The 13,472-nt window shown below is 73.0% G+C and carries 12 protein-coding genes; all 12 read right to left on the reverse strand.

All coding sequences use genetic code 11. From position 1 onward, the window contains the following. Positions 1-5 precede the first annotated feature (5 nt). The 12 genes from KIS93_RS42990 to KIS93_RS43045 all read right to left on the reverse strand — a co-directional run bounded on the left by KIS93_RS42990 (position 6) and on the right by KIS93_RS43045 (position 13,451). Positions 6-1,343 (reverse strand): hypothetical protein, encoded by a 1,338-nt coding sequence (locus KIS93_RS42990; protein ID WP_080041094.1) that lies wholly within the window; start codon positions 1,341-1,343, stop codon positions 6-8. 37 nt (positions 1,344-1,380) lie between these two features. Beyond that, positions 1,381-2,850 (reverse strand): hypothetical protein, encoded by a 1,470-nt coding sequence (locus KIS93_RS42995; RefSeq protein WP_080041095.1) that lies wholly within the window; start codon positions 2,848-2,850, stop codon positions 1,381-1,383. A 49-nt stretch (positions 2,851-2,899) separates the two neighbouring features. Beyond that, positions 2,900-5,380 carry a primosomal protein N' gene (locus tag KIS93_RS43000; RefSeq protein WP_418115051.1) on the reverse strand — a complete coding sequence of 827 codons (2,481 nt, stop codon included), beginning with the start codon at positions 5,378-5,380 and terminating at the stop codon, positions 2,900-2,902. 904 nt (positions 5,381-6,284) lie between these two features. After that, a complete protein-coding gene (gene metK / locus KIS93_RS43005) occupies positions 6,285-7,472 on the reverse strand; it encodes a methionine adenosyltransferase (RefSeq protein WP_080041096.1) in 1,188 nt (395 codons plus the stop codon). Positions 7,473-7,600: 128 nt separating this feature from the next. Then, entirely contained in the window at positions 7,601-7,924 is a 324-nt protein-coding gene (locus KIS93_RS43010; protein WP_080041097.1) for a hypothetical protein, read from the reverse strand. 151 nt (positions 7,925-8,075) lie between these two features. Continuing rightward, entirely contained in the window at positions 8,076-9,266 is a 1,191-nt protein-coding gene (gene coaBC, locus KIS93_RS43015) for a bifunctional phosphopantothenoylcysteine decarboxylase/phosphopantothenate--cysteine ligase CoaBC (RefSeq protein ID WP_080041098.1), read from the reverse strand. 8 nt (positions 9,267-9,274) lie between these two features. Further along, positions 9,275-9,544: a DNA-directed RNA polymerase subunit omega gene (rpoZ, locus tag KIS93_RS43020; protein WP_080041099.1), complete on the reverse strand. Its 270-nt coding sequence runs from the start codon at positions 9,542-9,544 to the stop codon at positions 9,275-9,277. Between the two features lie 4 nt (positions 9,545-9,548). After that, entirely contained in the window at positions 9,549-10,157 is a 609-nt protein-coding gene (gmk, locus tag KIS93_RS43025; RefSeq protein ID WP_080047036.1) for a guanylate kinase, read from the reverse strand. A gap of 100 nt (positions 10,158-10,257) precedes the next feature. Next, positions 10,258-10,581, reverse strand: a complete 324-nt coding sequence (gene mihF / locus KIS93_RS43030; RefSeq protein ID WP_020541698.1) for an integration host factor, actinobacterial type — start codon at positions 10,579-10,581, stop codon at positions 10,258-10,260. 333 nt (positions 10,582-10,914) lie between these two features. After that, positions 10,915-11,607 (reverse strand): orotidine-5'-phosphate decarboxylase, encoded by a 693-nt coding sequence (gene pyrF / locus KIS93_RS43035; protein ID WP_080041100.1) that lies wholly within the window; start codon positions 11,605-11,607, stop codon positions 10,915-10,917. A gap of 25 nt (positions 11,608-11,632) precedes the next feature. Beyond that, positions 11,633-12,610, reverse strand: coding sequence for a dihydroorotate dehydrogenase (locus KIS93_RS43040; protein ID WP_080047037.1), 978 nt, complete (start codon positions 12,608-12,610; stop codon positions 11,633-11,635). Further along, positions 12,600-13,451 carry a dihydroorotate dehydrogenase electron transfer subunit gene (locus KIS93_RS43045; protein ID WP_230466408.1) on the reverse strand — a complete coding sequence of 284 codons (852 nt, stop codon included), beginning with the start codon at positions 13,449-13,451 and terminating at the stop codon, positions 12,600-12,602. The genes KIS93_RS43040 and KIS93_RS43045 overlap by 11 nt, the downstream gene beginning before the upstream one ends. Positions 13,452-13,472: the final 21 nt, after the last annotated feature.

Below are 13,472 nucleotides of genomic sequence, written 5' to 3' on the forward strand. Positions count from 1 at the left end.
CGGGGCTAGCCGCTGCGGCGCGCGTGCTCCAGCGAGCGGGCCTTCATCGCGGCCTTGCGCGCCGCCTTGACCACGGCCTTGTCGTCGTGGGCGCTGGCGAGCATGTCGAGGACGGCGATCGTGTCGGGATGCCCCACGGCGGGCATCTCGTCGACCAGCTTGATCAGGTCTTCGCCCGGCTCGGGCGGGTCGATGCGGCCAGCGGCGGGGCCCGACAGGTGCATCAGGGCCGCCAGCGAGTCGACGGCGATCCAGGTGTGGTCCTCAGGGCTGAGCGTGGGGGCCTCGAGGTCGCGGATGTGCAGCCAGGAGGCGGCGTAGCGGCGCATCAGCGGATGGTCGAGCGCCTGCCTGACCGGGGCCTCCGCCTCGGGGCCCAGCTCCTCGAGGATCGCGCCCACGGCGCCGCGCTGGCCGGCCGTGCCGGAGGCGGCGATCTCGATGAGGTCGCGGGCGGCCGACTCGGGCGAGCGGCGCTCCAGCCACCCGGCCACGGCGCTCTGCGAGGCGCTGCCCTTGACCAGCGCCTCCACCAGCTCCGCCGCCGACAGGTCGGCGAACACCTCCACCTCCGCCGCCGTCGGCGCGTCGTGCCCCTCGCGCAGCAGGTCGCGGCGGATGGCCCAGACGCCGAGCGGGGTGAGCGCGGTGCGACCGGCGGGGGTCTGCTCGACCAGCCCGCAGTAGGTCAGCAGCGACAGCGCCTCCAGCAGCTCCGCGGGCAGCGCGGCGGCGATCTTGCGCATCTCCACGGGGCCGGGCGCGCAGGCGACCTCGTGGGACTGCAGGATGCCGCGGGCGAGGTTGGCCGTGGCGACCCCCGACCGTACGGAATAGATCGTCGCCAGCATCTCGGCGAGGTGGCCGTCGACCACGGCGGAGCCGGTCAGGCCCTCGTCGGCGCGGTCGAGGACGTCCATGACCACGCCGTCCCAGAACTCCAGCGTGGCCTCGACCGTCAGCTGCATCGACAGCGGCCCGCGCGTGGCCTTGCCGCCGAGGATCTGCAGCAGGCCGGTGTTGACCGCGACGATCCAGACCAGGCGGACGCGGGAGGCGGGCAGGCCCAGCTCCCTCGCGGCGGCCTCGGCGTCGGCCTCGGGCAGGTGCCCGTCGGGCGTGACCTGCCGCTCGCCCGTCCACGTGGTGAGCCTGATGGCGTCGGCCACGAGCGGCACCGCGGGCACCGCCCTGGCCAGCTCGGCGTCGGGCGCCAGCAGGACCGGCGGGAACGTCAGCGCCTCATGCTCCACGTGAGTCTCCTCAGGAGGCCGTGGAGGCACGGCGGCCTGCTCATCGATCAGCTTCCGCAGCTCGGCGAGGTCGAAGACGTTGTTTGCCACCCACGAAACTTACTGCACAGCGGTCACATGAGCGTACTCAACGGATGCTCCGGGAACGGGCTTTGAACGCCGCCTTGCGCGCCGCCTTGGCCACCGTACCGTCGGTGATGGAGCGTCCGAGCAGCTCCAGCACCTCGACGACGTCGGGGTGGTCGACCCGCCACATCTCCTCGATGAGGTGGGCGGGCGGGCCGGAGGCGGCCATGTTCTCGGCGAAGTTGTCGGGGTCCTCCTCGGCGGCGGGCATCGCCAGGGCCAGCATGTCGACGCTGACCCACAGCAGCTCCTCCTGGGTGAGCGGCGGCGCGGGCAGCTTCCTGGCGGCCAGCCAGTGGATGGCGTGCGGGCGCAGCTCCTGGTCGTCCAGGTAGTCGCGGACGGCGGGCTCGGCCTCGGGGCCGAGCCGGTCGACGATCGTGATCGCGATGCCCCGGGCCACGGCGGGCGCGCCGGAGGCGGCGGCCAGCAGCTCGGCGGCGGCCTCCGCGGGCTCCCTGACGGACAGCCAGCGGTTGATGTCGTCTTCGGCGATCTCGGTGGGGACGCCGTCGAGCAGCCCCTCGATGAGCCCGCGCGCGTCGGCCTCGGCCAGGTCGGGCGCCTGGGGCGCGTCGATGCCGAGCGAGAGGTAGTGCTCGCGCAGCGCCCACACCCCCAGGGGCGTCAGCTCGGCGCAGTCGCCGTCGACCCGCAGCAGCCCCGTACGCTCCAGCCGGCCCAGCACGGCGGCCAGGTCGACCTCGCCCTCGCCGCCGAGCTCGTCGAGGTAGTCGCCGATCACGCCGACGGGCACCCGCACCTGGAGCCGGTAGATCATGTCGAACAGGTCGTAGAGCCCCTCGTCGAGCTCGGCCGAGCCGGTGACCGCGCCCCCCGTGTCCTGCTCCAGCAGGTGGGCGACGCGCCGCGCCCACGCCTCCAGCGGGTCGCCGTCGCCGGGCAGCGGCTCCTCGGCCAGCATCGGGACGTGCTCCAGCGCCGCCAGCAGCTCCTCCGGCGCGGCCAGCCGTACGGCGGGCAGCGGGGTGCAGCCGGGGCAGTCGCAAGGCGCCTCGCCCAGGTCGGGCAGCTCCCCCGACGGGATGGCGATCGACTGCTCCAGCGACTCGGGGCCGATGGAGCTGAACAGGCTCTTCGCCATGCCGAAGTTCGAGGTGTCGGCCAGGGCCTCCGCCATGCGCGGCCCGATGGCGTCGAGCCGCTCGCGCATCCGCGCCGCCGTCTCGCCGCTCACCTGAGCCGCCTCGTGCAGGTAGTCGACGAGGGTACGGGCGGCGGCGACGGTCTCCGGCGCGCTCTCCGGCGGGGCGATGACCTTGCGCGGGTAGATGGAGAGCAGCAGCTCGTCGAAGGTCTCGGGGGTGAAATCACCCAGTTCGTTGACGTTGAGGTAGTCGCTGGCGTAGTCGCAGAGCAGGCGGACCTCGTCCGCGTCCACTTCGACTTCCCGCGCGCGCCCCCAAGCGCGCAGGTCGTCGATGGCCTGGTTCACCCATTCGATCGACACAGGGGCACGCTAACGGCTGACCCACGGATGAGCGAATCGGGGAAACGGTCTAAATCAGGTCGAGCGGGTCGACACTCACCCTCACGACATCAGGCGTCTTTCTGGCCGCACGCACCCCACTGGCCCCTTTGAGCGCAGCGGCCAGCGCCGCTCCGCCCGCCCGCCGTACGCGGATCATGGCGCGTTCCTGACCCGACTCGTCCACCGGCACGGGGCCCAGCACCTGCGCGTCGGGCGGCAGGCGCACCTCGTCCAGCATCTGCCGGACAGCCGCCGCCGCGCCCGTCAGCGTCGCCATCCGCACCGCCGGCGGGAACCCCAGCTCCGCACGATCCGCCAGCTCCCGCTCCGCGTGCGTGACCGGATCCCACCTCAGCAGCGCCTGCACGGCCGGCAGCGCCGCGTCCCCCAGCACCACCAACTCCGCGGCCGGACGCAGCAGGGCGGCGGCGTTCATCCACCGGCGCACCGTCTCCTCCCCCGCCCGCAGATCGGCCCGCCCCAGCAGCGCCCACCCGTCCAGCAACACCGCCGCCGCATAACCGCCCTCCGCCACCGGCTCCGCGCCCGGCGTGGCGACGACCAGCGCACGAGCGGCCGGCACCGAGGCCAGCACGCCATCGCGCCCCGAGGTTTTGACCGGCACGGACGGGAACGCCCGGCCCAGCTCCTCCGCCGTCCGCCTCGCGCCCGTGACCACGGCACGCAGGCGCGGGCTGCCGCACGACGGGCAACGCCAGCCGGCGTCCACACGGCCGCACCAGCGGCAGTACGGGGCCGCATGGCCACCCCTGAGCGCCAGCGGACCATGGCAGAGCGGCCCCTGCCCGCCCGGCATCGTCTGGACGCCCGCCGGATATCGGCCGTGGACGCCCGCCGCAAGCTCCGTCTGGGCGCCCGCCGGGAACTGTGTCTGGGCACCCGCCGGGAGCTGCGTCTGAGCGCCCGCCGGGAACGGTGCCTGGACGCCGCCGGCCGGGAGCTGGGCGCGGGCGCCCGGCGCGTACTGGACCTCGGCCTGGGGCAGGTCCCCGTGCGCGGTGCGGGTGGGCGGCAGCACGCAGCGGGCGGGGGTGCGGCAGTGCTGGCAGGCCAGGGCGGGCAGATAGCCCCGCCTCGGGACCTGCACCAGCACCGGGCCGCTCTCCAGCCCGGCCCGCAGGGCGCGCCAGGCGATGCTGGGCAGGCGCGCCTGCCGCGCGGCCTGGTCCTTGGCCAGCTCGGCATCCTCACCCGCCGGCCGCACCCGCGGCGCCAGGCTCCTGATCGTGGTCCGCGCCGCCACGATCGGCCTGGCCCAGCCGCTCGCGACCAGCTGGGTTGCTTCGGCGGTACGGGCGTAACCGCCAATCAGCATGCCCGCACCGGTCCTGTGCGCGCGCAGGCCGAGCACTTCGCGGGCATGAGGGTACGGGGCCAGGCGTTCGGCATGCAGGTCGTCACCGTCGTCCCAGATGACCACCAGGCCGAGATCCGCGACGGGGGCGAACATGGCCGCCCTGGTGCCGACCACGGCCCGCACCTGCCCTCTCAGCACCTTCAACCACCGCCGGTACCGCTCCGCCGGCCCCAGATCGGCGGTCAGCGCCACGTGCCTGCCGGGCCCCAGCAACCGGCCGAACTCCGCATCGGCCAGCGCCACGTCCTTCCCGTCGGGAACCACGACGACCGCTCCCCTGCCACCGTCCAGCGTCGCCCGCACCGCCTCCGCCACCGCCCCGGCCCACCCCCTCGCCCCGGGCAGCGCCGACCACACCGCCCGCGGCGCCCGCCCGTCACGCAGCGCACTGAGGAACGACGGCCCGGCCGGATACGCATCCCAGGCACTCACGGGCCGTTCCCCGGTGTCAGGGCTCGCGTCCGCCGGACGCCCCGGGCCGGCAGCCGGGCTCGCGTCCGCCGGACGCCCCGGGGCGGCATCCGGGCTCGCGGCCGGGGTGCGTTGGAACGGCGGGCGCACCGGCACAGCCTCCGGTCCGGCAGTCGCCGCGCTCGGGGACGACGGGTGCACCGGCGCGGCATCCGGGCCCTGCGGATCAGCGGACGGGCCCGTTTCCGGTGAGGCGCTCTTCGGCGCGTCCGGTTTGGGCGCCTCCGCCTCGGCCTTGGCGTGGCGAGGAGGGACGGCCAGGCGGAGCACGTCCGTCAGGGTGCCCGCGTACCGGTCGGCCACCGCCCTCGCCAGGCCCGCGATCTCGGGGGTGAGGACCCGCTCGGGCGAGACCACCCGTTCGAGCGGCGTGAGCTTCCCCTCGTGCTCGCTCTCGGACACCCGCTCCAGCAGGAAACCGTCCACCAGCTTGCCCGCGAACCGCACCCGCACCCGCACCCCCGGCTCGGCCGTCTCGTGCATCGCCTCGGGGATGAGGTAGTCGAAGGGCCGGTCGAGGTGCGGCAGCGGGCTGTCCACGACGACCCTGGCCACGGGGTTCTCAGGAGCGGGGACGGGCGCGCCCTTGGTGTCCTTCGACGACTGCGCGGGCCGCACGGCTTCGAGCGGCAGGAGGGCGTCGTCGGAGGATCGGGTCACGCATAACGTCTACCAGACCCCCACCCTCCCCCATGCCCACCAACCCAACCCGGGGTCCACCGCCTGCCCCGCCGCGCCCACCTGACTGGCCCTGTGTACGGGAGCACACCGAGCCGACCGCCGATGACGTGCGCCGGCCTCCACCGCACCACGTCCCACCGACGCGGCGCCACGAGGAGCTGGCTGACGACGCGCTCTCTCGGACCGCTCTGCGGCACCTCAGCAACAGCCGCCGATCACGTGCGCCGACCTCCACCGCACCACGCCCCGCCGACGCGACGCCACGAGAAGCCGCCCGACGGCGCGCGCAGGAGCACGCCCGGCGCTTGAACGGCGGGCCACAACCAGGGCCCGCTCCCACAAGCACACGCCACGCCGGGCTGAGCCGAGCAAGCGCACGCCGGGCCGGCCGCCGATCACGTGCGCCGACCTCCACCGCACCACGTCCCGCCGACGCGACGCCACAATGAGCCGCCCGACGGCGCGCGCAGGAGCACGCCCGGCGCTTGAATGGCGGGCCACAACCAGGGCCCGCTCCCACAAGCACACGCCACGCCGGACTGGGGCCGAGCAAGCGCACGCCGGGCCGGCCCCCGATCACGTGCGCCGACCTCCACCGCACCACGCCCCGCCGACGCGGCGCCACGAGAAGCCGCCCGCCGGCGCCTCAGGAGCACGGCCGGCGCCTGAACGGCGACCAGAGCCGGGGCCGCTTGCACAGGCGCACGGCGGCAGGGCCGGGAGGGCAGAGGAGCCGAGTCAGGGTCGCGGCGCGCCCGCACGCAGAGCCAGGCAGGCTCCGGGCATGCCCGATGTCCCAGGCGAAGGTCCGGGCGCCCCTTGGCATGCCGAACCGGCGCCACCCCCCAGAAGGAGGGCGGCGCCGGTCAGCGAGCGTGGGCCGTCAGAGGCCGGCGGCGGTGCGGAGGGATTCGGCGCGGTCGGTGGACTCCCAGGAGAAGCCCTCGCGGCCGAAGTGCCCGTAGGCGGCGGTCTCCGAGTAGATCGGCCGCAGCAGGTCGAGGTCGCGGATGATCGCGGCGGGCCGCAGGTCGAAGACCTGGAGGACGGCCTCCTGGATCTTCTCCACGGGCAGCTTCTCGGTGCCGAAGCACTCGACGAACAGGCCCACCGGCTGGGCCTTGCCGATCGCGTACGCGACCTGCACCTCGCACCGGTCGGCGAGCCCGGCCGCGACGACGTTCTTGGCGACCCAGCGCATGGCGTAGGCGGCGGAGCGGTCGACCTTGGACGGGTCCTTGCCGGAGAAGGCGCCGCCGCCGTGGCGGGCCATGCCGCCGTAGGTGTCGATGATGATCTTGCGGCCGGTGAGGCCGGCGTCGCCCATGGGGCCGCCGATCTCGAAGCGGCCGGTCGGGTTGACCAGCAGGCGGTAGCCCTCGGTGTCGATCTCGATGTCCTTGAGGACGACGTCGACGACGTGCTCCTTGATGTCGGGAGCGAGCATCTCCTTGAGGTCGATCTCGGCGGCGTGCTGGGTGGAGACCACGACGGTGTCGAGGCGGACGGGCGTGTCGCCGTCGTACTCGATGGTGACCTGGGTCTTGCCGTCGGGGCGGAGGTAGGGGACGGTGCCGCTCTTGCGCACCTCGGACAGGCGCTGGGCCAGCCGGTGGGCGAGGGTGATGGGCAGCGGCATCAGCTCGGGGGTCTCGCGGCAGGCGAAGCCGAACATGAGGCCCTGGTCGCCGGCGCCCTGGCGGTCGAGCTCGTCGCCGTCGCCGTCGACGCGGTGCTCGTAGGCGTCGTCGACGCCCTGGGCGATGTCGGGCGACTGCGCGCCGATGGACACCGACACGCCGCAGGAGGCGCCGTCGAAGCCCTTGTGGGAGGCGTCGTAGCCGATCTCCAGGATCTTCTCGCGGATGACGCCGGGGATGTCGACGTAGGTCTCGGTCGTGACCTCGCCTGCGACGTGAACCTGGCCGGTAGTGATCATCGTCTCGACGGCGACCCGGCTCTTGGGGTCGTCCTTGAGCATGGCGTCGAGAATCGCGTCACTGATCTGGTCGGCGATCTTGTCCGGGTGGCCCTCGGTGACCGACTCGGATGTGAACAGGCGACGTGACAACTCAGTGGCTCCTCATGCAGCGGCTGCTGACGGATTTGGGACCCGGGGCGCTTGGGCGCGGCTGGGCCTCGGGGAAGTCTAGCCCTACCCGGCGCCAGGTCGCGAAACTGTCCACCATATGTCTCCCATCACAGCTCGGGCAGGGGGTCGGCCGGCAGGATCTCCGGGGTGAAGATCTCCGCGTCGGCGGCCGACACCACAGCGGCGTACTCCTCATCGAACTCGAAGACGATCGAGCCGAGTTCGAGAACGTGTCCAGGCATGATGGGGCCGAGTCTGGTGCGCCTCGGGAACTCGGCGAACACCGACACCGGCCTGTCGGTCCTGAGCGTCCTCGTGGCCAGGACGGATATGGCCGTGTCGGTGACCACGATCAAGAAGTTGCCCGTCCCCGCGGGCCCCTCGGAGAACGCCGGGAAGACGTAGTGGATCTCCCCTTGGTCGCCGAGCAACGTTCTACAACGTTCCCTGACAGCAGAACCCACCGGCATTCCATCCCCCTTCGCCCCAAGTATCCGCAGGCGAGGAGGATTGTTGCAACAGGTGATCGGGTAATCGCGACTGTACGCTTTGTACGATTTCCGCCGTATCTGCGAGCTCGGCTCAGGAGAGCCGTACGGCCACCAGATCCCAGATGGCGTCGGCGAGATCCTCCTTGGGCCCGAACGGCACCTCGACCGGCTCGCCGCCCGCCACCAGCACGGTGGCGGCGTTGTCGGGCGTGCCGAAGGCCAGCCCCTCCCCCACCTGGTTGACCACCAGCAGGTCGCACCCCTTGCGCGCGAGCTTGGCCTGCCCGTTGGCGAGCACGTCGTGCGTCTCGGCGGCGAAGCCGACGATCACGCGGGGGCCGGGCTCGTGGCGGCGGCGCTCGCCGAGCTCGGCGAGGATGTCGGGGTTTTTGACGAGGTGGATGGCCTCGGGCTCGCCGTCGGTCTTCTTGATCTTGGCGTCGTGCCGGGTCGCCGGACGGAAGTCGGCCACCGCGGCCGCCATGACCACCACGTCGGCGTCGGCGGAGGCGGCGAGCACGGCGTCGCGCAGCTCGGCCGCGGACTCGACCCGCGCCACCTTGGCGCCGGCCGGGTCGGGGAGCGTGACGTTGGCCGCCACGAGCGTGACCTCGGCGCCCCGCGCGGCGGCCGTGCGGGCCAGGGCGTAGCCCTGCAGCCCGGAGGAGCGGTTGCCGATGTAGCGCACCGGGTCGATGGCCTCGCGGGTGCCGCCGGCGGAGACGACGACCTTGCGGCCGGCGAGGTCGCGGGGCCGGCCGCGCAGCACGCGCAGGCAGACCTGGAAGATCTCGGCGGGGTCGGGCAGCCGCCCGGGGCCGGTGTCGGCGCCGGTGAGCCGGCCCACGGCCGGGTCGATCACGACGGCGCCCCGCTCGCGCAGGGTCGCGACGTTGGCCCGCGTCGCGGGGTGCTGCCACATCTCGGTGTGCATCGCGGGCGCGAACACCACCGGGCACGTCGCGGTCAGCAACGTGTTGGTGAGCAGGTCGCCCGCCAGCCCGTGCGCGGCCTTGGCCAGCACGTCGGCGGTCGCGGGCGCGACCACGACGAGGTCGGCCGACTTGCCGATGCGCACGTGCGGCACCTCGTGCACGTCGTCCCACACCTCGGGGGACACGGGGTGGCCCGAGAGGGCGGCCCAGGTGGGCGCGCCCACGAACTTCAGGGCCTCGCGGGTCGGGACGACCCGCACCTCGTGACCCGACTCGGTGAACAGCCGCAGCAGCTCACACGCCTTGTACGCGGCGATGCCGCCGCTGACTCCCAGGACGACTCGCATCGAAGGGGTCAGGCCGCGCCTTCGATGGGCTCGGCGTTGAGCAGGCCCTCGGAGACCTCTCGCAGCGCGATGGACAGCGGCTTCTCCTGGGCGTGCGTCTCGACCAGGGGGCCGACGTACTCCAGCAGGCCCTCGCCGAGCTGGGAGTAGTAGGCGTTGATCTGGCGAGCGCGCTTGGCGCCCATGATCACCAGGGAGTATTTGCTGTCGACGATGTCGAGCAGCGCGTCGATCGGCGGGTTGGTGATGCCCTCCGCGGCCGGGGTGGTGCCTGCCACGATGTCAGACCTCTCGGTTGGTGGTTGTCGTGACCCCCTGAGGGTCAGTCATCAAGGCTATCAGCCGCAGGCACACGTCCTGGACACTCGTGTTCACCAGTGTCAGGTCGAACTCCGACTCGGCGGCCATCTCGACCCGCCCGGCCTCCAGCCGGCGCGCGATGACGTCCTCGGGCTCGGTGCCGCGGCCGCGCAGCCGCTTCTCCAGCTCCTCCCACGTGGGCGGGGCCAGGAACACCAGCAGCGCCTCCGGCATGCTCCTGCGGACCTGCCGGGCGCCTTCGAGGTCGATCTCGAGCAGGGTCGGCACGCCCTCGGCCAGTTTCTTCAGCACCGGCTCGCGGGGCGTGCCGTAGCGGTTGCCCGCGAACTCCGCCCACTCGAGCAGCTCTCCCGACTCCACGAGCCGGTCGAACTCCTCGCCGTCGACGAAGAAGTAGTGGACCCCGTTCACCTCGCCGGGACGGGGCCTCCTGGTGGTCACCGAGACCGACAGCCACACCTCGGGGTGTGCCCGCCGGAGCTCGGCGACGACCGTGGACTTGCCGACGCCCGACGGCCCTGACAGGACCGTCAGCCGCCGTTCGCTCAAGGGCGGGAAGCCGACCTCCACTTCCGGTCCGACCGCCTCGTAGGCACTGACTTCGCCGGACCAGGACCTGTCGGTCACTTCCTACCCCCCGTTGAACCTGCGCTTTCGTGTGGAACAGAGATTAGCTCTCGTTGCCACCGAACTCGCGCTCGAGGGAGGCCCTCTGGTTCGCGCCGAGACCCCGCACGCGGCGGGACTCGGCGATGGCAAGCCGCTCCATGAGCTGCTTGGCGCGGACCTTGCCCACGCCGGGGAGCGATTCCAACAGGGCCGACACCTTCATCTTGCCGATGACGTCGTCGGTCTGCCCATCCTTGAGCACCTCAGCCAGAGAAACCGCGCCATGCTTGAGCCGGTTCTTGACCTCGGCACGCTCTTTACGGGCCTTGGCAGCCTTTTCCAAAGCTGCGGCGCGCTGCTCAGGGGTCAGGGGAGGAAGAGCCACGCCGGGTCACCTCGAATTTCTGTCGATGTACTCGGACGGGAAGGGAAACTAGCTGGTCATCGCCCCCTAAGCAACGTCAAGAGCGGTTTCTCTCGCGACAAAATCCACTTCATCACTCTCCGTGTTCGTAAAATCACCTTGTGCTGATCAAATCGCCCTCACTTCCGCCTTCACGCGTCGGCTCGCGCCGGTGTCGCGAAACGCAAGGACGGTCGCCTCCGGGCCGCTGACCGATGTCCGAAACCCGGCCCGCACCAGGGCCGAAACCCGGGTCGCAAGATCGTCCGGAGTGCCTTATGATCTTGTCCAGGCAGGCGGTGCGGGCGCGCGGCCTCAGCTCGCGCGGCGGAGCGAGGCGGCGATGGCCGCCGCGGCCGCTCCCGGGTCGGGCGAGCCCGTGATGGGCCGGCCGATCACGAGCAGGTCGGCGCCGTCCGCGAGGGCCTGCTCGGGCGTGGCGACGCGCATCTGGTCCTGGGTGGCGGCTCCGGTGGGCCGCACGCCGGGCGTGATGAGCGTGATATCCGGGCCCACCTCGGCCCGTACGGCGGGCACCTCGTTGGGCGAGCACACCAGCGCGGTAGCTCCGGCCTCGACCGACAGCGCTGCCAGGCGGCGCACGGCCTGGTCGGCCGGCCCGGAGAGCCCGATGCGCTCCAGGTCGCCCTCGGTGAGGGAGGTCAGGACGGTCACGGCGGCGATCTGGGTGTGCGGCGCGGACTCCACGGCCGCCCTGATCATGGCGGGCCCGCCGGCGGCGTGCACGGTCAGGATCGAGGGCCGCAGCCGCGCCACCGCCCGCGCGGCGCCCGCGACGGTGTTGGGGATGTCGTGCAGCTTGAGGTCGAGGAACACGCGCACGCCGCTGGCCCCCCGCACGGAGGCGATCACGTCGGGCCCGTAGCGCAGGTAGAGCTCCAGGCCCACCTTGACCGTGCTGACATGGGGCGTGACCAGGGCGGCCCACCGGGCGGCCGTCTCCAGGTCGGGGGCGTCGAGAGCGACGGCGATCGGTGCGGGGGTCAAGACGTGCTCTCCTGGGATTCGGGAGTCAAGGCGTGCTCTCCTCGGTGTCGACCAACAGGTGCCGGGGTGCGCTCCCCGGCGGGCGGTGGGCCAGGCCGACGGCGTCGGCCAGCCGCTGGAAGCCGCGGGCCCTCAGGAGCTCCTCAAGCTCGCGTTCGATGCGCAGGCAGGCGTAGGGGTCGTGGAACAGCGCCGTGCCCACTCCGACCGCGCAGGCGCCCGCCAGGACGAGCTGGAAGGCGTCCCTGCCCGTCATGACGCCGCCGACGCCGATCAGGGGCACCCCGGGCAGCGCCGCGTGCACCTGCCAGACGCACCGTACGGCCAGCGGCAGGATGGCGGGCCCCGACAGCCCTCCGGTGACGGCGGCGAGCGAGGGGCGCAGCGCCTCGGTGTCGATGGCCATGCCGAGCGGGTTGTTGATCATGGACAGGGCGTCGGCCCCGGCGTCCACGCAGGCGCGCGCGACGGAGACGATGTCGGCCACGTCGGGGGCGAGCTTGGCGACGACGGGCACGTCGTAGCGCATGATGGAGCGCACGGAGGCGATCACCTCGGCCGCGGCGCTGCCCTCGCGGGCGAAGACGCGCCCGCGGTCCTCCATGTTGGGGCAGGAGAGGTTGACCTCGAGCGCGGTGACGCCGGGCGCGTCGGCGAGCCTGCGGGCCAGCTCGGAGTACTCGGCGACGGTGCCGCCGCCGATGGAGACGATGGTCTTGATGCCGCGCTGGGCCAGCCAGGGCAGCTCGCGCTCCAGGAACGCCTCGATGCCCGGCCCCTGGAGCCCGACGGCGTTGAGCATGCCGGAGGGTGTCTCGGCCATGCGGGGGGTGGGCCGGCCGGCGCGCGGGGCCATGGTGATCGAGCGGGTGGTCAGCGCGCCGAGCCGGTGCAGGTCGAAGAACTGGGCGAGCTCGCGGCCGGAGGCGGCGCAGCCGGCGGCGGTGGTGATGGGGTTCGCCAGCTCCACGTGCGCCAGAAAGGTCCGCATATCAACTGACATGTCGTGCACCGCCTCCGGGGGCGCCGAGCGCGTCGAACGGGATCGTTCCCACGTCCTCGAACCGCACCCGCTCCCCCCGGAACACCGGCCCCTCCGCGCACGCCCTGACCATCCTGGTCGCCCCGTCGTCGCCGATGACGGGCAGCACGCACGTCATGCACACCCCGATGCCGCAGGCCATGGCCTCCTCGACCGCCACCTGCACCGGGATGTCGAACTCCATCGCCACCGCCGTCACCGCCCGCAGCGTCTCCATCGGCGCGCACGCGTACACGGCGTCGGCCCGCGTGTCGGCGATCACGGACGGCAGCGCGTCGGTGACCTTGCCGCGCAGGCCCAGCGAGCCGTCCTCGGTGGTCAGCGTGGTCGTCTCGGCGATGCGGCGGGCCCGCATCGCCCCGAACACCCGCTCGGCCCCCGCGCCGCCGAGCACGAAGTCGACCCGGCAGCCCCGCGCCAGCAGCGCGTCGGCCAGCGGGAACAGCACGGCCGAGCCGTACTCGGAGCCGACCAGCACGCAGTGGACCGGGTCGCGCGGCAGCGGGAAGGGCCGCCCGAGCGGCCCCACCAGGTCGAGCGTGTCACGGGCGCGCCGCTCGGCCAGCCACGCCGTGCCCGAGCCGCGCACGGTGAAGACCAGCTCCACCGTGCCGCCGTAGTCGGACTTCACGTCGTGGATGGACAGCGCGCGGCGCGTCACCATCGACGAGTACGGCCCGCCGACCGCCACGGAGACGAAGTGGCCGGGGCGGTAACGCTCGGCGATGCCGGGCGCCACCACCGTCAGCGCATGGTAGGCGTCGACCCGGCGCGTCGTCAGCACCGTGCCCGTCACCTGCACCGGTGTGCCGGCCAGTCGTCT

The organism is [Actinomadura] parvosata subsp. kistnae, assembly GCF_900323885.1.
GTDB lineage: Bacteria > Actinomycetota > Actinomycetes > Streptosporangiales > Streptosporangiaceae > Nonomuraea > Nonomuraea composti.